Genomic DNA, 17,456 nt, shown 5'->3' with positions numbered 1-17,456 from the left:
GCCGCAGGGCAGGCAATCATGGACGCACTGTCCGGCCGGTCACTACACTGGCCATGTTCAGGGACTGAAGCGTACCGGCCCGGCCGGAGGCCTTCCGGATTGACCGGGCCGGCCGCGTTCCAGACGGGAAGGCGAAACCATATGACCGGACCAGAGGAAAACTACTCAGCCGAGGCTGAAGCGTCGAGCAGGGACCCCCACGACTGGGGCAGGGCAATGGCACTGGCCCTTACCCGGCTGGCGGAGCAACTCGCCCCGGAGGACAGCGAAAACCGGCACACCAGTCTCGTGGACCGGCCCCTTCAGCTGATGATCCGCGACGACGAGGAAGGCGTCACCATTTCAATCTCGACGCAGGCTGATTCGGGGAATGATGCCCGGCCCTAGCTGGGGCCGGACCGAAAGAATGCCGCGCGCAGCAGGGTTTTCCTGCCGGGTTATGCGAGACTGAGCGGGCTACCGGCCCACAATTGGCCGGAACACTCATCTCATTTGGGGGAATGATGACAGAGCGCGCTGATTTTGACGCCAGAAAAAAATCCGGATCCTTGGGCCGGACCGAGCCGCAATACAGCCAGCGCTGGCCGGACGGGGCGCCTTGGCCGGATTCTTCGGAACACCGCCAGGCTCTCCTGCCAGTGTTGCCACTCCCCCGGCCCAACCCCGTGGAGAAACCGCTGCGGGGAACCATGTTCGCACTCGCCGTGATCCCGGTCGGCGTCGGACTCTGGATGATCCTGTGGAAGCTACGCCGACTGCCCGGCCGGTGGAGCCGCGGCTAGGCCGCGCCTCCCTAAAGGCGCGGCCGTCCGTCGCTATACCGTCCGGTGCCCCGCGGCCGGCAGGAGTGCCGCGAAGAATGCGCCAAGTTCGGCCGTCGCGGTCAGGGGCAGGACGTTGGCCACGTACTGGTCCGGACGTACGACGACGACGACGCCGCCGCGGTCCAGGCCGCGCAGCTCGAAGATGTCCGCTGTCGGATTCGTGGCGTACACCTTCTCCAGGTAGGTCAGCTGGAACGGACCCACCTGCGGCTTGAAGACCGCCGGAACGGCGCCGATGTCGACACTGGTGTGGTCCTGCTGGTAGATCACCTTCACGTCGAACCACGCGTCGCGGTCGGCGCCGTCGGGGGTGGCGGCGAGCGGGGAGTCGGGCGCGTTCTCCAGCCAGGCGGCCAGATCAGTGGTGGGTGAGGGCGCACCGGCCGCGGCAGGATCAGCGAAGACGTAGATCCGCCACCGCCCGTCCGCCTTGGCCTGATGACCGAGCTGCAGCGGGTTCGTGTCGCAGACCCGCACGACGGAAGCGGACTTGAAGCGCTTGCCGATGGGGAACCCGGTGGCGAGCCCCTGGTGAACTGGTTCGCCGATCAGCATGGAGGGGGCGTACTGGGTCATAAAGCCGGCGGGGAACTCGGCCGTGCTGACATAAAAGTCCTCCAGCTCGGACGGGTTTTCGAACTCCTCCGGCTTCTTCGCCATCAGCGTCGACCATTCCTTGTCGAAGTCGATGAGGTTCTTCGCGACGACCTGGCGCTCGGCCGAGTAGGTGGACAACAGGGTTTCCGGGCTGCGGCCCTCCAGCACATGACCGAGTTTCCAGCCGATGTTGAAGCCGTCCTGCATGGAGACGTTCATGCCCTGACCGGCCTTGGCGCTGTGGGTGTGGCAGGCATCGCCGGTGATGAACACCCGCGGCGAACGGGAGCCGAGCTGGTCCGGGAGGACGTCGTCGAACCGGTCGGTGAGTCGGTGCGCCACCTCGTACACGCTGTGCCAGGCGACGTTGCGCACGTCCAGTGTGTAGGGGTGGATGATGTCGTTGGCCTTGGCGATGATCTGCTCGATGCTGGTGCTGCGCACTGCGCCGGCGTCCGTCTCCGGGACCACGCCAAGGTCGACGTACATGCGGAAGAGGTGCCCGCCTTCACGGGGGATCAGCAGAATGCTGCCGCCCGTGCCCGACGTGATCGCGCATTTGGTGCGGATGTCGGGGAAGTCGGTGTTGGCGAGGACGTCCATGACGCCCCAGGCGTGGTTCGCCTGGTCGCCGGCCAGGGTGCAGCCGATCGAGTCCCGCACCTTGCTCCGGGCACCGTCCGCGCCCACGACGTACTTGGCCCGGATTACGCGTTCCCGGCCCTCATCCGGGCCGACCGTGTGCGCGAGCGTCACACTGACGGGGTACTCCCCCTCGCCCACCTCGAGGCCGCGGAACTCATAGCCATAGTCCGGAGTCATCCGGGTGGGGGCATTGGCCATGACCTCGGCAAAGTAGTCCAGGACGCGGGCCTGGTTGACAATGAGGTGCGGGAACTCGCTGATCCCGGCCGGGTCGTCGAGGGTCCGGGCGGCACGGACGATGCGGGAGGGGTCGGCGGGGTCCGGCTTCCAGAACGCCATCTCCGTGATGCGGTACGCCTCGGCGATGATCCGCTCGGCGAAGCCGAAGGCCTGGAACGTCTCGACGCTGCGGGCCTGGATGCCGTCTGCCTGGCCGATGGCGAGCCGGCCCCCGCGGCGCTCCACGATCCGGGTCGTGACACCGGGGAACTGGGACAGCTGCGCCGCTGCCACAACGCCCGCCGGCCCGGTGCCCACAATGAGCACGTCAACCTCGTCGGGAAGTTGGGCGGGCCGGTCAATGCCGACGCCGGCTGCCGGCTGGACTCGCGGGTCACCGGATACGTATCCGTAGTGGTGGAACTGCACGGGCTTTCCTCACTTCTTTGTGCGGCACTATGCCGAATTGGGTACTCGATGGTAGAACGTGGCGTCCTGGCCTCGAGCATGTTTCCGTTGTTAGTTGGCGTGGTCGGCCCAGGGATCGGCGATGCCGAAGTACTGGGTGGTGGTGTATTCGGCGATGCCTTCGGAGCCGCCTTCGCGGCCCAGGCCGGAGTGCTTGACGCCGCCGAAGGGTGCTGCGGCGTTGGAGATCACACCGGCGTTGAAACCGACCATGCCGAATTCGATCTGTTCGGCGACGCGCAGCAGCCGGTTGAAGTCCCGGCTGTAGACGTAGGAGGCCAGGCCGTACTCGCTGGCGTTGGCCAGCCGGATGGCGTCCGCTTCGGTGCCGAACGTGGTCACCGGTGCCACCGGGCCGAAAATCTCCTGGCCGAGGATGGCGGCATCGTTGGGTACGTTGGCGAGCACGGTGGGCGGGTAGAAGTAGCCTGCGCCCTCGGCCGGCGCACCGCCGGTGACGGCCGTGGCACCGGCGTCGATGGCGGCGCTCACCAGCGCGTGGACGTCATCGCGGGCGCCGGCATCGATGAGCGGCCCTACCTTCGTTGCCGCCTCGGTTCCCCGGCCCACGCTGAGGGCTGCCATGGCTGCGGCGAACCTGGCGGTGAACTCGGCTGCCACGGATTCCTGGACCAGGAACCGGTTGGCGGCGGTGCAGGCCTCGCCCATATTGCGCATCTTGGCGGCCATGGCGCCTTCCACGGCTTTGTCCAGGTCGGCGTCCGCGAAGACGATGAACGGCGCGTTGCCGCCCAGTTCCATCGAGGTGCGCAGGACGTTCTGCGCGGCGTCAGCCATGAGCCGCTTGCCCACGGCGGTGGAGCCGGTGAAGGACACTTTCCGCAGCCGCGGATCCGCGAGCAGCGGGCCGGAGATGCCGGCCGCGCTGGACGAGGCCACCACGTTGAGGACGCCCGCCGGGAGCCCGGCGTCGAGCATGGTCTGCGCGAAGTACTGGGCGGTCAGCGGGGTGAGCTTGGCCGGCTTGAGGACCATGGTGCAGCCTGCGGCGATGGCGGGCGCCACCTTGCGGGTGGCCATGGCGAGCGGGAAGTTCCAGGGGGTAATCAGCAGGCACGGCCCCACCGGCTTGTGCTGCACCAGGATCTTGTTCTTGCCTTCCGGGGTGCTCAGGTAGCGGCCGTAGTCGCGCACGGTCTCTTCGGAGAACCAGCGCAGGAACTCGGCGCCGTAGCTGACTTCGCCACGGGCTTCGGCCAGCGGCTTGCCCATCTCCAGCGTCATGAGCAGCGCGAAGTCGTCGGCGCGTTCGGTCACCAGGTCGAAGGCACGGCGCAGGATTTCCGCGCGGTCCCGGGGCGCGGTCCGGGCCCAGGCGGCCTGGGCCTTGTCCGCGGCGTCGAGGGCGGCCAGGGCGTCCTCGCTGGTGGCCGACGCGAGGGTGGCGAGTACCTCGCCGGTGGCCGGATCGTGGACGTCGAACGTGCCGCCGTCGGACGCGTCCCGCCACTGTCCGTTGATGAGCAGGCCGGCGGGGACCGACGCGATCAGCGCCTTCTCAGTGGCAGGGGTGATGCCGGGGGAAATTTCAGGGGCCGGGGCGGCTGAAACAGTCATGGATAAGTCCTTAGAGATTGCAGCGGAAGGTTCAGTAGCTCGCGGGGGTGTCGCCGTCGCCGGCCGCGCCGTTGACCCCGATGTACTCGGCGGCAAGCGCCTCCGAGCTGCGCGCCAGGATGGCGACATCGGCCCCCACCAGCACGAAGGCGGCGCCGGCCGCGAGATACGCGCGGGCCGTCGTCGGGTTGAAGGCGTTCACGCCGGCCGGCTTACCGGCTGCCCTGGCCGCCGCGAGGCAGTGTTCGACGGCGGCCCGCACCCGGGGGTGCTCTTGCTGGCCGAGCACCCCCAGCGAGGCGGCGAGGTCGGAGGGGCCCAGGAAGATGCTGTCCACGCCGTCCACCGCCAGGATGTCCGCCACGGCCTCGACGGCGGCAACGGACTCGATCTGGACACTCACGCTGACGGTTTCCGATGCCCGGGCCAGGTAGTCCGGAATCCGGTTCCAGCGGGCCGCGCGGGCCAGCGCCGAGCCGACGCCGCGAACGCCCTGGGGCGGGTAGCGGGTGGCGGCCACGGCGGCCTCGGCCTCGGCGGCCGAGTTCACCATGGGTACCAGCAGGTTCTGCACTCCGAGGTCCAGGTACTGCTTGATCACGACGGTGTCATTGACCGGCGGCCGGACCAGCGCGTGGACCGGGTAGCCGTTGACCGCCTGCAACTGGGCGAGGATGGATTCGAGCCCGTTGGGGCTGTGCTCGGCGTCGATCAGGAGCCAGTCCAGGCCCGAGCCGGCGCACAGTTCGGCCACCAGGGGGCTGCCGGAACAGACCCACATTCCGGCCAGCGGACGACTGGAGCCGGCCAGGGCATCCCGGAAGGTGTTCCCGTAAGCGGTGTTCCCGGGTTCTACTCGAAGCGGCATGTCACGACTCCTAGCGGTCCGTAATCGGCGTGGGCGGTGTCGCCCTTGGCGACCCACATGGGGCGGGTGAAGGAACCGGCCAGGATGATGTCGCCGGCCTTCATGCCGTCGCCGTGGGCGGCGATCTTGTTGGCCAGCCAGTGGACGCCGGCGGCCGGGTGGTCCAGGACGCCGGCGGCCACACCGGTTTCCTCCACGGTCTGGTTCTTGTAGAGGATGGCGGAAACCCAGCGCAGATCGACGGCGTCGGGCTTCACCGGACGTCCGCCCACCACCATGGCGCCCATCGCAGCGTTGTCCGCGATGGTGTCCACGATGGTCCGGCCCTCCATCTCGATCCTGGAGTCCAGGATCTCCAGGGCCGGAACCACATAATCGGTCGCGTTGAGCACGTCGAAGATGGTGCAGCCGGGCCCGGCGAGGTCCTTCTTCAGCACGAACGCCAGTTCCACCTCCACCCGCGGGTGCGTGTACCGGTCCCACTCCACCGAGCAGCCCGTTTCCAGCACCATGTCATCGAAGATGGCACCGTAGTCCGGTTCGGTGATGCCGGTGGCCGCCTGCATCGCCTTGGACGTCAGGCCGATCTTGCGGCCTACCAGTGTCCGGCCTGCGGCCTCGTTGCGGCGGCGCCACAACCGCTGGACGGCGTAGGAATCCTCCACGGTCATGCCCGGGTAGCGGGCGGTGAGGCGGGGCACCGGCGTCCGGCTGCGGCCGGCCTCCAGCAGTTCGTCCGCGATCTCCTCGATCGTTGTCGGGTCCAGCATGGCCTAGACCTGGGCGCCGAGCTTGAAACCGCGTTCGTTGCCGGGTTCGCGGGTGTAGGCGAAGCCGTCGGCTCCGATGGTGACGGCCATCTCGCTGCTGTCGGTGCGGAGGACCAGGGGCTGGGGATTGCCGTCAAGGTCCAGCACCAGGGAGGCCTCGGTGTACCAGGACGGGACCACGGGGTTGCCCCACCAGTCGCGCCGCTGGTTGTCGTGCACGTCCCAGGTGATGGTGGGGTTGTCCGGGTCGCCGGTGTAGTAGTCCTGGGTGTAGATCTCGATCCGGTGGCCGTCCGGGTCCAGGATGTAGAGGTAGAAGGCGTTGGACACGCCGTGCCGGCCGGGACCGCGTTCGATCCGGTCCGAAATCCGCAGGGCGCCCATCTTGTCGCAGATCTGGATGATGTTGTGCTTTTCGTGCGTGGCGAAGGCGACGTGGTGCATGCGGGGTCCGTCGCCGCCGGTCAGGGCGGTGTCGTGCACGGTCTGCTTGCGGTGCATCCAGGCCGCGTAGGTGACGCCGTCGGAGTCCTTGATATCCTCGGAGACCCGGAAGCCCAGGTCCTCGAGGTACTTGCGGCCGCGGGGAACGTCCGGGGTGACCTGGTTGAAGTGGTCGAGGCGGACCAGTTCACCGGCGCTGTAGAGGTCGTAGCGCTGGGTGAGGCGCTCCACGTGCTCGGTTTCGTAGAAGAACTCGTACGGGAAGCCCAGCGGGTCCTCGACGCGGACGGAGTCGCCGATGCCCTTGGTGAAGCCTTCCTTGCGGCGTTCGGTGCGGCAGCCCAGTTCCTTGTAGTACGCCTCGGCGGCGTCGACTTCGGCGGGGGACTTCACCCGGTAGGCGAAGGCGGCGACGGCGGCGATGGGGCCCTTGCGCAGGACCAGGTTGTGGTGGATGAACTCCTCGAAGGAGCGCAGGTAGATATTGTTCTCGTCTTCCTCGGTGACGTGCAGGCCGAGGAGGTCAACGTAGAACTCGCGGGACTTGGCGAGGTCGGTGACGACGATCTCCATGTAGGCGCAGCGGACGATGTCGGGTGCGGGGACGGAGGGCTTGGGAATGACGTTGTTCATGGGACTCTCTCTTCGTCGAAAGGGGCTATCGGAAGACGCTCAGGCGCCGAATTTGGGGGTGTGTACCGTGCCGAGGGTGATGTGCACGGCCTGCTGGTCGGTGTAGAAGTCGATGGAGCGGTAGCCGCCCTCGTGGCCCAGGCCGGAGGCCTTGACCCCGCCGAAGGGGGTGCGGAGATCGCGGACGTTGTGGCTGTTGAGCCACACCATGCCGGCCTCGACGTTCTGGGAGAAGTTGTGGGCGCGGGTCAGGTTCTGCGTCCAGATGTAGGCGGCGAGGCCGTACTTGGTGTTGTTCGCCAGGGCGAGGGCCTCCTCGTCGGAATCGAACGGGGTGATCGCGACGACGGGGCCGAAGATCTCCTCCTGGAAGATCCGCGCGTCCGGGGAAACGTCCGCGAAGACGGTGGGGGCGATGTAGTTGCCCTCGGGCAGGTGGTCAGGGCGGCCGCCGCCGGCGAGCAGCCGGCCTTCGGACTTGCCGATCTCCACGTAGGAGGCCACCTTGTCGTAGTGCTCCGGGTGGACCAGCGCGCCGACCTCGGTCTTGGGGTCGTGCGGGTCCCCTACCACGATGTTCTTGGCGCGGGCCGCGTACTTCTCACAGAATTCCTCGTACACGGCGCGCTCCACCAGGATGCGAGAGCCGGCGGTGCAGCGTTCCCCGTTGAGCGAGAAGACGCCGAAGAGGGCGGAGTCGATCGCAGCGTCGAGGTCGGCGTCGGCGAACACGACGCACGGGGACTTGCCGCCCAGTTCCATCGACAGGCCCTTGAGGTTGGCCGCGGCGTTGCGGAAGATCGTCTGGCCCGTGGTGGTTTCCCCGGTGAAGGAGATCAGCGGCACGTCCGGGTGCTTGACGAGGGCGTCGCCGGCTTCCTCGCCGAGGCCGTTGACGAGGTTGAAGACGCCGTCGGGCAGCCCGGCGTCCTTGAAGATGGTGGCCCAGAGGGAGGCGGAGAGCGGAGTGAATTCGGCCGGTTTGAGCACCACGGTGTTCCCGGTGGCCAGCGCGGGGGCCAGCTTCCAGGACTCCAGCATGAACGGCGTGTTCCACGGCGTGATAAGGCCGGCGACGCCGATCGGCTTGCGGTTCACGTAGTTGATCTGCGCACCGGGGACCTTCATGGCGTCGTCGAACTGGGCCACGATCAGGTCGGCGAAGAAGCGGAAGTTCTCCGCGGCGCGGAGCGCCTGGCCCTTGGCCTGGGTGATCGGCAGGCCGGTGTCGAAGGTCTCCAGCTCGGCCAGGCGCGCTTCCTGGGCTTCGACGGCGTCGGCGATCCGGTTCAGGACGCGGGCACGCTCGCGCGGCTTCATCTTCGGCCACGGGCCGTTGACGAACGCCTCGCGGGCCGCGGCGACGGCCAGGTCGATGTCCTCTTTCTGGCCCGCGGCGGCGGTGGCGTAGTTGGTGTTGGACACCGGGTCCAGGACATCGAAGGTCTTCCCGCCCACGGAGTCAACGAATTCGCCGTTGATGTAGTGCTGGATGTGGGTGGGCAGGTCCTGCGGAACATAGTGCGTCCGGGTGGATTCGGAGGTGAACGTCATTGTTGTTTCCTTTGCGACTAGTGCAACGCGGGCGTTGGCTGAGGGAGCGAGGGGGCCTGGGCGAGGTAGGCGTCCAGGGTGGCGCTGCGGTGGCGGCGGGCCGCCTTTTCAATGGAGTCTGCGTCGGCACCGGTCTCGATCAGGCGGAGGATCGCCTCGTGCTCCTCCACCGATTCGTGCGCCCGGCCGGGGACGAAGCGGAACGTGGACGACCGCAGCGAGCCGAGCCGGTTCCAGCCCCGGTGCACCAGGTCCAGGATGTGGGGATTGGGGCAGTGCTCGAACAGGACGCTGTGGAAGTCCTGGTTCAGCCTGGTGAAGCGGACGGGGTCGAAGTGTTCCAGGCATTCACGCATCCGCTCGTTCACTTCGCGGGCGCGGGCCACGTCGGCCGCCCCGATCAGTGGCGCCGAGAGCGCCGTGGCGGCGCCTTCGACGATGCTGAGCGTCTGCATCGTGTAGAGGTACTGGACGGGGTCGATGCTGGCGACCGTCGCGCCGACGTTCCGCTCGAACGTCACCAGCCCCTCGGCCTCAAGCCGGCGGATGGCCTCCCGGACCGGGACGGCGCTGACGCCCAGCTCCTCCCCGATTTTGGCAAGCACCAGCCGGTAGCCCGGGGAATAATCGCCCTCGAGAATGTGCGCCTTGATGACCGAATAGGCCCGTTCGGACTTGCTGCCGGAGGCCGCCGCGTCCTCACTCATCGGGCTGTCCGGCATCCGCGGACGCCGCCCATTCCTGGTACCTGGTGCGCCATTCGGCGTTGAGCGGGTACAGGCCGTCCACGCTGTGGCCCTGCTGCACCATCTCCGCGATGAAGACCTCCTCGCGCTCCTGGGCGATGGAATCGTTGGCGAGCTCTTCGGCCAGGGCCGGCGGGATCACCAGGATGCCGTCGGCGTCGGCCACGATGATATCTCCGGGCTGCACGGTGGTGCCGCCGCAGGCGATTGTGATGTCCGTGTCCCACGGGATGTGCCGGCGGCCCAGGACGGCGGGGTGCGGGTTGGAATAGTAGGTGGGCATGTCCATGGCCGCCACGGCCGAGAAGTCCCGGACGCCGCCGTCGGTGATGATGGCCGCGGCGCCACGGACCTGCGCGCGGAGCGCCAGGATGTCGCCGATGGTGCCGGTGCCCTTTTCGCCGCGGGCCTCCATCACGAGGATTTCACCTTCGTTGACTGAGTCGATGGCCTGCTTCTGGGCGTTGAACCCGCCGCCGTGGGCCTTGAAAAGGTCCTCGCGGTTGGGCACGTAGCGCAGGGTCCGGGCCAGTCCCACGATGCGCCGGTCCGGCCGCGTGGATGTCAGTCCGTCGATGCTTACGTTGTCCAGGCCGCGCTTGCGCAGCTGGGAGGACAGGGTGGCGGTGCACACGCTCTCCAGCTTGGCTTTCAGTTCCGGGGACAGGGCCGCGGGCGCCGGGGCCGGCAGGCCAGCGGCTTCGCGGGAGCCGTAGGCTTCCTCCCGTTGCAGGTCATCGGTTTTGGGCTGCGCGCCGAACTCCGCGAACGGCGACGCGCCTTCCGCCACCCGGGTGACCAGCCGCCCCGTGCTGTGCGCGGCGTCGCCGCCGGCCGGCGTCGTGCTGGCTTCAACTGTGCTTACTTCAACTTCGACGACGTCGCCCGGCTGGGCGACGGAGGCGCCGGCCGGAGTGCCGGTCAGGATGATGTCGCCCTCTTCGAGGGTGAGCAACTGCGAGAGGTCAGCGACCAGCCGCGCGAAGGGGAACAGCAGGTCCGCCGTGGTGTCGTCCTGGACAAGCTCGCCGTTGTGCCAGGTGCGGACACGGAGCGCGGCGGGGTCGACGGTATCGGCATCGATCAGACCCGGGCCGACCGGAGTAAAACCGTCGCCGCCCTTGGAGCGGAGGTTGGATCCCTTGTCCGCGTAGCGGAGGTCGTAGACGCCGAGGTCGTTGCTGGCCGTCACCCATCGGACGTGGCTCCAGGCGTCCTCGACGCCCACGCGGCGGGCGGGTTTGCCGATAACCAGGGCGATCTCGCCTTCATAACCAAGCAGTTCGCAGCCGGCCGGACGCTCCACCGTGGAAGGGGCGGCAGCCGAGCCGACTGCCAGGGAGGACGACGGCTTCAGGAAGTAGGAGGGCTGCGCCGGGGTACGGCCGCGCTGGGCAGCCCGGCTGGGGTAGTTAATGTGCACCGCGATGACCTTGCGGGCCGCGGCCAGCGTGGCGTCATTGACCTGTTCCAAAGCTTCTCCTCAACCAGTACAAAATCGTATACGAAATTATGCATACCTTCTGGGCGTCCGTCAAGCCCCCGCGGCTGCGATGCCAACCTTCCGCGCGGACGCCTTTTGACATGACCTGCATCACAGCTACAATGATGGATCATATACGGTTTCATGTATAACGAGTCTTGATCATCCCTGCATGTCCACCTTTACCGGGCCACATTGTCGTGCTCGGACTGAAGCGAAGGAAAAATATGAGCACCCTGTCGCATCCGCAGCGCAGTACTGCGAAGGAGAACCGGCGGGTAGCATTCGCTACCATCATCGGCACCACCATCGAGTGGTACGACTTCTTCATCTATGCCAACGCAGCGGGCCTGGTCTTCGCCAAGCTCTTCTTCGAACCGGCCGGGAATGACATCGGCATCCTGCTCTCCTTCGCCTCGATCGGCCTGAGCTTCCTTTTCCGGCCGCTCGGCGCCTTCCTGGCCGGACACTTCGGCGACCGCCTGGGACGCCGCGCCATGCTGGTGCTCACCCTGGTCCTCATGGGCGCAGCGACCACCCTGATCGGCGTGCTGCCCACCTACGAGACGGCGGGCGTGATCGCCCCGATCCTGTTGCTGACGCTGCGCATCCTGCAGGGCGTTTCCGCGGGCGGCGAATGGGGCGGTGCCGTGCTGATGGCAGTTGAGCACGCTCCCCGCGGCAAGCGCGGCCTCTTCGGCTCCTTCCCGCAGCTCGGCGTCCCGCTGGGCATGATCCTCGCCTCCGGCATCCTGGCCCTGATGTCCGGTGTGGTCTCGCCCGGCGCCGCCTTTGCCGAGTGGGGCTGGCGCGTTCCCTTCCTGCTCAGCTTCGTCCTGATCATCGTCGGCTTCATCGTCCGCCGCAGCGTCGAAGAAAGCCCGGTCTTCGAGGAAATCGTGCAGAAGAAGCAGCAGACCCGCGTCCCGATCGTGGAGCTGTTCAAGAAGCACTGGCTGCTGGTCATCATCGCCGCCCTGGTCTTCGCGGGCAACAACGCTGCCGGCTACATGACCACCGGAGGTTACGTGCTCAACTACTCCACGAACCCCAAGGGCCTGGCCATGGACCGTACGGAAGTGCTGCTGGCCGTGACCGTCTCCGCCTTCACCTGGTTGATCTTTACCCTGGTTGCCGGGTTCCTGGCCGACAGCATCGGCCGGAAGAAGACCTACCTCATCGGCTACGCCAGCCTGCTCGCCGCGGTCTTCCCGCTGTTCTGGCTGGTGAATACCGGCAACGTCTGGGCGCTGCTCGTGGGCCTCGTCCTGCTGACGGTCGGGCTCGGCCTGACCTACGGACCGCAGGCCGCCCTCTACAGCGAACTGTTCCCGGCGTCCATCAGGTTCTCCGGCGTGGCCATCTCGTACGCACTGGGTTCCATCCTCGGCGGCGCGTTCGCCCCGACCATCGCCACCGCCCTGGTCCAAGCCACCGGGACAACCACCTCCGTCTCCGTTTACCTGATGGTTGTCGGCCTGGTTTCCACCGGAGCCGTGCTGGTGATCCGGGAACGCAAGGGGATCGATCTGAGCATCAGCAACCAGGCAGAGCAGGAAGTCGGAGCCACCATTTTCGACAAGCGCACGCCGGCCGTCGGCGCGACGGCAGACAGCGCCCGGGTCTGATCCACCACCAACCAACGGTGCGGGGAGGGCAGCAGGCTTTTCGCCTTGCCCTCCCCGCACCGCCCCGCTTAGACGACGCCGGCAAAGGAACACGAGATGGACATTGCAGCCTTGCTGTCGCAGGCGCTTCCCGGCAAGGTGGTCACCGACGCCGTCGAGCTTGGGCAATACCGAAGCGACCGCTCCGGTCACCAGTCCGCCGGAACGCCGGTCGCCGCGGTGCATGCGCAAAGCATCGAGGACGTCCAGGCTGTCTGCCGGATCGCCTTTGAGACCGGCACGCCCGTCGTGACGCGGGGAGCAGGATCCGGCCTCGCCGGCGGCGCCATCGCCGGCAGCGGCGAGATTGTGCTGTGTCTGGGTTCCATGCGGGAGATCCTGGAGATCTCCCCGGCCAACAGGCTTGCCGTGGTCCAGCCCGGAATACTGAACGGCGCATTGAATGCGGAACTGGCCCGGCACGGGCTGTGGTGGCCGCCGGACCCGGCCAGCAAGGACATCTCCACCGTGGGCGGCAACATCGCCATGAACGCCGGGGGGCTCCTGTGCGCGAAGTACGGCGTGACCCGCGAAGCGGTGCTGGCGCTTAAGGTGGTGCTCGCCGACGGGCGCCTGATCTCGGTGGGGCACCGGACGGTGAAGGGGGTCACCGGATATGACATCTGCGCCCTGATGATCGGCTCCGAGGGCACCTTGGGCATCATCGTCGAGTGCACGCTCAAGCTGCAACCGGCAGTGACGGGCGTGCAGGCGACCATCGGCGCCTTCTTCCCGGGGGTGGAACAGGCCGCGGACGCCGCGGCACGGATTACGGCGGCCGGGCTCGTCCCGGCCATCATGGAACTGCTGGACCGCCGTACACTCGAATGCGTCGGCAGGTACACCGGCGAGGACCTGCTCGGGCAGGGAAGCTCCTACTTCCTCGTCCAATGCGACGGACCGGCCGCCCTGACCGACGCTGGCGCCGTGGTCGACATCATCACGGCGGCGGGCGGAACCGCGCGAACCACCACCGATCCGGACGAGTCGGGCCGCCTGGTGAACATTCGCCGGCAGGCGTTTCCGGCGCTGGAATCACTGGGCACGATGCTGGTGGAAGACGTTGCGGTACCGCGGGACCGGGTCAGCGACGTCTTCCGCAAAGTCCTGGACCTCGAAGAGCGATACGGCATCATGATCCCCACCGCGTGCCACGCCGGCGACGGGAACCTGCATCCGACGTTCGTGTACCAGGGCGGGACAGTTCCAGACATCATCTGGAAGGCTGCCGGCGAACTGTTTGCCTACGCCCTCGAACTCGGCGGAACGCTCTCCGGCGAACACGGCATCGGCCTGCTGAAGCGGCGGTGGCTCGGCGACGAACTCGGTCCGGACCTGCTCGACCTCCAGCAGCAGATCAAGGCAGTCTTCGATCCGAAGGACATCCTCAACCCGGGGAAGGTCTTCCCCGCTGCCTGAGCCCGTGCTGGAGCCGGTGCTGAGCCCGGCCGGTGCTTGAGCCCGGCCGGCGCTACGGGCATGCGTTACCGGGCGTGCGCTAACGGCCGGCGGAGAGGTCCGCCGAAATGAGTTCCGCTGTGGCGACGGCGGCTTCGCGGACCGAGGCCAGGTACGCGGCAGGATCCGGCTGCGCGGCGACGGCCTGGGCTTGCAGCGAGACGTTGATCGCGGCGACCACCTTGTCCGGCCCGTCGTGGATCGGCGCCGCCACGGACATCAGCCCGAGTTCCAGTTCCTGGTCCAGCACGCACCAGCCCCGGGCCCGCACGGTATCCAATTCCGCCAGCAGCTCAGCCCGGGTGCCGATGGCGCGCGGGGTGAGGGGCCGGACCTCGGCGGCGGCCAGGTACTCCTGCAGTTCCGCCGGCGGGAGCGCGGCCAGCAGGACCCGGCCCATGGAGGTCGCGTAGGCCGGAAACCGGGTGCCGACGGTGATCCCCACGGTCATGATCCGGCGCGTCGCCACCCGTGCAATGTAGGCGATGTCGGTCCCATCGAGCACGGCGGCCGACGTCGACTCCCCCAGCTTGAGGGAGAGCTCTTCCAAGTGCGGCTGGGCGATTTGCGGCAGCGACAGTCCCGAGAGATAGGCGTAGCCGAGCTGCAGGACCTTGGCGGTCAGGGCGAAGGTCTTCCCGTCGGTGCGGACGTAGCCGAGTTCCACAAGGGTGTGCAGGAACCGGCGCGCGGTGGCCCGGGTGAGGCCGGTCCGGGCCGCGACCCCGGTCAGGGTCATCATGGGGTGCTCCGAGTCGAAGGAGCGGATCACCGCCAGTCCCCTCGCGAGCGACTGTACGTACTGGTCGCTGGCCGCCGGTGCCCCGTCGGCTCGGATAGTCTTTGCTGCCTCAGTCACACTTCACGCGGCCTTGAGCGGCACGGGCACCAGGGCCTGCAGGTCCTCGAGGGTGCAGCCGAACGTCTCGCGGACCCGGACGCCGTCGGGACCGGTCAGGAAGACGGCCTTGTCGGTGTAGACCCTCGTGACGCAGCCGATCCCGGTGAGCGGATAGCTGCAGGTCTCCACCAGCTTGGACACCCCCTCGCGGGTCAGCAGGGTCATCATCACGAAGACGTCCTTGGCGCCGGTCGCCAGATCCATGGCGCCGCCGACGGCGGGAATCGCGTCCGGGGCGCCGGTGTGCCAGTTGGCCAGGTCCCCGGTCGCTGAGACCTGGAAGGCGCCCAGCACGCAGATGTCCAGATGCCCGCCGCGCATGATCGCGAACGAGTCGGCGTGGTGGAAGTAGGAGGCGCCGGGCAGTTCCGTTACCGGGATCTTGCCCGCGTTGATCAGGTCGCCGTCGATCTGGTCGCCGGTGGCCTCCGGTCCCATGCCCAGCATGCCGTTCTCGGTGTGCAGGGTGATGTTCTGCTCCGCCTCGAGGTAGTTGGAAACCAGGGTGGGCTGGCCGATGCCGAGGTTCACGAAGGAGCCGGGCTTGATGTCGCGGGCCACCAGGCGGGCGAGGTCGTCGCGGCCCAGCGGTGTGTCCGAAGTCTGGATACTTGTCTCGAGACTCATCTCAGGCCACCTTCACGATGTTGTTGACGTAGATTCCGGGGGTCACGATGACTTCCGGGTCCAGGCTGCCCGTCGGGACGAGCTCGGAGACCTGGACGATGGTGTGTTTCGCGGCCGCGGCCATGATGGGGCCGAAGTTGCGGGCCGTCTTGCGGTAGACGAGGTTGCCCTTCCCGTCGGCCTTGAGCGCCTTGATCAGCGCGACGTCGGCGTGGATCGGGGTCTCGAACACCTGCCACTTGCCGTCCAGGAAGCGGGCTTCCTTGCCCTCGGCCAGCGTGGTGCCGTAGCCCGTGGGGGTGAAGAAGCCGCCGATCCCGGCGCCGGCGGCCCGGATCCGCTCGGCCAGGTTGCCCTGCGGGACCAGCTCCAGCTCGATCTCGCCGGCCCGGAACTTTGCGTCGAAGTGCCAGGAATCGGACTGCCGCGGGAAGGAGCAGATCATCTTCTTCACGCGGCCTTCCTTGATCAGCAGCGCGAGGCCCTGGTCGCCCTGGCCCGCGTTGTTGTTGACCACTGTCAGGTCCGTGGCGCCGCAGTCCATCAGGGCGTCGATGAGTTCGAACGGCTGGCCGGCATTGCCGAAGCCGCCGATCATCACGGTGGAGCCGTCCTGGATGTCGGCGACGGCTTCGCCGACGGTGTCAATGAAATTCAGCATGTACTAGCCCTTTACTGGTTTTGCCGGCAGGTCATGCCGACAGGTGATGCCCGGGGGCGGTGGTGACGTTTTCGAGGACGACGGCGAGTCCCTGGCCGACGCCGATGCAGATCGCGGCGACGCCCCAGCGTTCTCCGGAGGCCTGCAGGGACCGGGCCAGGGTGCCCAGGATCCGGGTGCCGGACGCGCCCAGCGGGTGGCCCATCGCGATCGCGCCGCCGTGCCGGTTCACGATGGCCGGATCGATGCCCCAGGCGTTGATGCAGGCCAGGGACTGCGCGGCGAAGGCTTCGTTCAGTTCCACGGCGCCGATCTGGTCCCAGCCGATCCCGGCCTTCGCGAGGGCCTTGTTCGCCGCCTCCACAGGGGCGTACCCGAAGAACTGCGGGTCGTTCGCGTGCGCGCCGCGGCCCGCGACCCGGGCCAGCGGGTCCAGGCCCAGGATCCCGGCGGCGGCCTCGGAACCCAGCCACGCCGCGGACGCCCCGTCGGACAGCGGTGAGGCGTTCCCGGCCGTGACGGTCCCGCCCTCGGCACGGAACACGGTCTTCAGCCCGGCGAGCTTCGCCGCCGAAGACCCGGTCCGGATACCCTCGTCCCGGACCAGGTCCGTGCCTGGCACCGGGGCAACCAGGCCGTCATAGAAGCCCTCGTCCCAGGCCGCGGCGGCGAGGTTGTGCGAGGCGGCGGCAAACTCATCCTGCGCCTCCCGGCCCACCCCGTACTTCTCCGCCAACCGCTCGGTGGCCTCCCCCAGAGACACGGTCCAGTCCGGCCGCATCGCCCGGTTCACCAGCCGCCAGCCCAGCGTCGTGGACACCAGCGACAAGTCCCCCGCCGGATAGGGTTTCTCCGTCTTGGGCAGCACCCACGGCGCCCGGGACATCGACTCGACCCCGCCGACCAAAACCAGGTCCGCGTCCCCGGTGTTGATCTGCCGGGACGCGATCATCGCCGCGTCCAGCGAGGACCCGCACAGCCGGTTCACCGTGGTGCCCGGGATCGAGACCGGCAACCCGGCCAGCAACGTGCCCATCCGGGCCACGTTCCGGTTCTCCTCGCCCGCGCCGTTGGCGTTGCCGAACACCACCTCATCGATCCGGCCGGCGTCCAGCCCCGGCGCGCGCCGGACCGCCTCGCCGATCACGTGCGCGGCCAGATCATCGGGCCGGACCCCGGCGAGCCCGCCGCCGAACTTCCCGAACGGGGTCCGCACGGCGTCGTACACAAAAGCCTGATTCATGAGTTCCTCGAAATTCTCTGTGGGGCCCAACTGGCTGGCAGTTGGTGTCGTTTTGAGCCCTCAAAACGAC

16 protein-coding genes are annotated in these 17,456 nt (G+C 67.9%); 4 read left to right on the top strand and 12 right to left on the bottom strand.

All coding sequences use genetic code 11. From position 1 onward, the window contains the following. Positions 1-141 precede the first annotated feature (141 nt). Both AC1DGI_RS04340 and AC1DGI_RS04335 read left to right on the top strand, forming a co-directional pair. Positions 142-387 carry a hypothetical protein gene (locus AC1DGI_RS04340; protein WP_441399357.1) on the top strand — a complete coding sequence of 82 codons (246 nt, stop codon included), beginning with the start codon at positions 142-144 and terminating at the stop codon, positions 385-387. Between the two features lie 251 nt (positions 388-638). Continuing rightward, the gene (locus AC1DGI_RS04335; RefSeq protein WP_476897904.1) at positions 639-782 is read left to right on the top strand and encodes a hypothetical protein; all 144 of its coding nucleotides are present in this window, start codon (positions 639-641) and stop codon (positions 780-782) included. A 33-nt stretch (positions 783-815) separates the two neighbouring features. Here the strand turns inward: AC1DGI_RS04335 and AC1DGI_RS04330 are convergent, their stop codons facing one another. The 8 genes from AC1DGI_RS04330 to AC1DGI_RS04295 all read right to left on the bottom strand — a co-directional run bounded on the left by AC1DGI_RS04330 (position 816) and on the right by AC1DGI_RS04295 (position 10,820). Further along, positions 816-2,714, bottom strand: coding sequence for an FAD-binding monooxygenase (locus tag AC1DGI_RS04330; protein ID WP_476897903.1), 1,899 nt, complete (start codon positions 2,712-2,714; stop codon positions 816-818). A 90-nt stretch (positions 2,715-2,804) separates the two neighbouring features. Continuing rightward, entirely contained in the window at positions 2,805-4,331 is a 1,527-nt protein-coding gene (locus AC1DGI_RS04325) for an NAD-dependent succinate-semialdehyde dehydrogenase (protein WP_476897902.1), read from the bottom strand. 31 nt (positions 4,332-4,362) lie between these two features. Next, positions 4,363-5,199, bottom strand: coding sequence for an HpcH/HpaI aldolase family protein (locus AC1DGI_RS04320; protein ID WP_476897901.1), 837 nt, complete (start codon positions 5,197-5,199; stop codon positions 4,363-4,365). Next, positions 5,184-5,969 carry a 2-oxo-hept-4-ene-1,7-dioate hydratase gene (gene hpaH / locus AC1DGI_RS04315; protein ID WP_476897900.1) on the bottom strand — a complete coding sequence of 262 codons (786 nt, stop codon included), beginning with the start codon at positions 5,967-5,969 and terminating at the stop codon, positions 5,184-5,186. The genes AC1DGI_RS04320 and hpaH overlap by 16 nt, the downstream gene beginning before the upstream one ends. Positions 5,970-5,972: 3 nt before the next feature. Then, the gene (hpaD, locus tag AC1DGI_RS04310) at positions 5,973-7,046 is read right to left on the bottom strand and encodes a 3,4-dihydroxyphenylacetate 2,3-dioxygenase (protein WP_476897899.1); all 1,074 of its coding nucleotides are present in this window, start codon (positions 7,044-7,046) and stop codon (positions 5,973-5,975) included. A 39-nt stretch (positions 7,047-7,085) separates the two neighbouring features. Then, complete coding sequence (gene hpaE / locus AC1DGI_RS04305) at positions 7,086-8,600, bottom strand: 5-carboxymethyl-2-hydroxymuconate semialdehyde dehydrogenase (protein WP_441399364.1); 1,515 nt, start codon at positions 8,598-8,600, stop codon at positions 7,086-7,088. A 17-nt stretch (positions 8,601-8,617) separates the two neighbouring features. Beyond that, positions 8,618-9,307: a GntR family transcriptional regulator gene (locus tag AC1DGI_RS04300; protein ID WP_441399365.1), complete on the bottom strand. Its 690-nt coding sequence runs from the start codon at positions 9,305-9,307 to the stop codon at positions 8,618-8,620. After that, positions 9,300-10,820, bottom strand: coding sequence for a fumarylacetoacetate hydrolase family protein (locus tag AC1DGI_RS04295; protein WP_441399366.1), 1,521 nt, complete (start codon positions 10,818-10,820; stop codon positions 9,300-9,302). Before AC1DGI_RS04295 ends, AC1DGI_RS04300 begins: the two co-directional genes overlap by 8 nt. Before the next feature lie 236 nt (positions 10,821-11,056). Here AC1DGI_RS04295 and AC1DGI_RS04290 point away from each other — a divergent pair, with 236 nt between their 5' ends. Beyond that, positions 11,057-12,457 carry an MFS transporter gene (locus tag AC1DGI_RS04290; RefSeq protein WP_476897898.1) on the top strand — a complete coding sequence of 467 codons (1,401 nt, stop codon included), beginning with the start codon at positions 11,057-11,059 and terminating at the stop codon, positions 12,455-12,457. A gap of 96 nt (positions 12,458-12,553) precedes the next feature. Next, a complete protein-coding gene (locus tag AC1DGI_RS04285) occupies positions 12,554-13,915 on the top strand; it encodes an FAD-binding oxidoreductase (protein WP_476897897.1) in 1,362 nt (453 codons plus the stop codon). A 79-nt stretch (positions 13,916-13,994) separates the two neighbouring features. Here the strand turns inward: AC1DGI_RS04285 and AC1DGI_RS04280 are convergent, their stop codons facing one another. Genes AC1DGI_RS04280 through AC1DGI_RS04265 form a run of 4 tightly spaced genes read right to left on the bottom strand, consistent with a single transcriptional unit; the run spans position 13,995 to position 17,386 of the window. Continuing rightward, the gene (locus tag AC1DGI_RS04280; protein ID WP_441402571.1) at positions 13,995-14,813 is read right to left on the bottom strand and encodes an IclR family transcriptional regulator domain-containing protein; all 819 of its coding nucleotides are present in this window, start codon (positions 14,811-14,813) and stop codon (positions 13,995-13,997) included. 3 nt (positions 14,814-14,816) lie between these two features. Continuing rightward, positions 14,817-15,482 (bottom strand): 3-oxoacid CoA-transferase subunit B, encoded by a 666-nt coding sequence (locus AC1DGI_RS04275; protein WP_476897896.1) that lies wholly within the window; start codon positions 15,480-15,482, stop codon positions 14,817-14,819. Position 15,483: 1 nt separating this feature from the next. Further along, positions 15,484-16,143, bottom strand: a complete 660-nt coding sequence (locus AC1DGI_RS04270) for a 3-oxoacid CoA-transferase subunit A (RefSeq protein ID WP_476897895.1) — start codon at positions 16,141-16,143, stop codon at positions 15,484-15,486. Between the two features lie 31 nt (positions 16,144-16,174). After that, positions 16,175-17,386 carry a thiolase family protein gene (locus AC1DGI_RS04265; protein ID WP_476897894.1) on the bottom strand — a complete coding sequence of 404 codons (1,212 nt, stop codon included), beginning with the start codon at positions 17,384-17,386 and terminating at the stop codon, positions 16,175-16,177. Positions 17,387-17,456 lie beyond the last annotated feature (70 nt).

Source organism: Arthrobacter sp. 05N428_2 (assembly GCF_056397065.1).
Note: the sequence above shows the minus strand (reverse complement) of the source record. Positions and strands in the feature narration are given on the sequence as shown.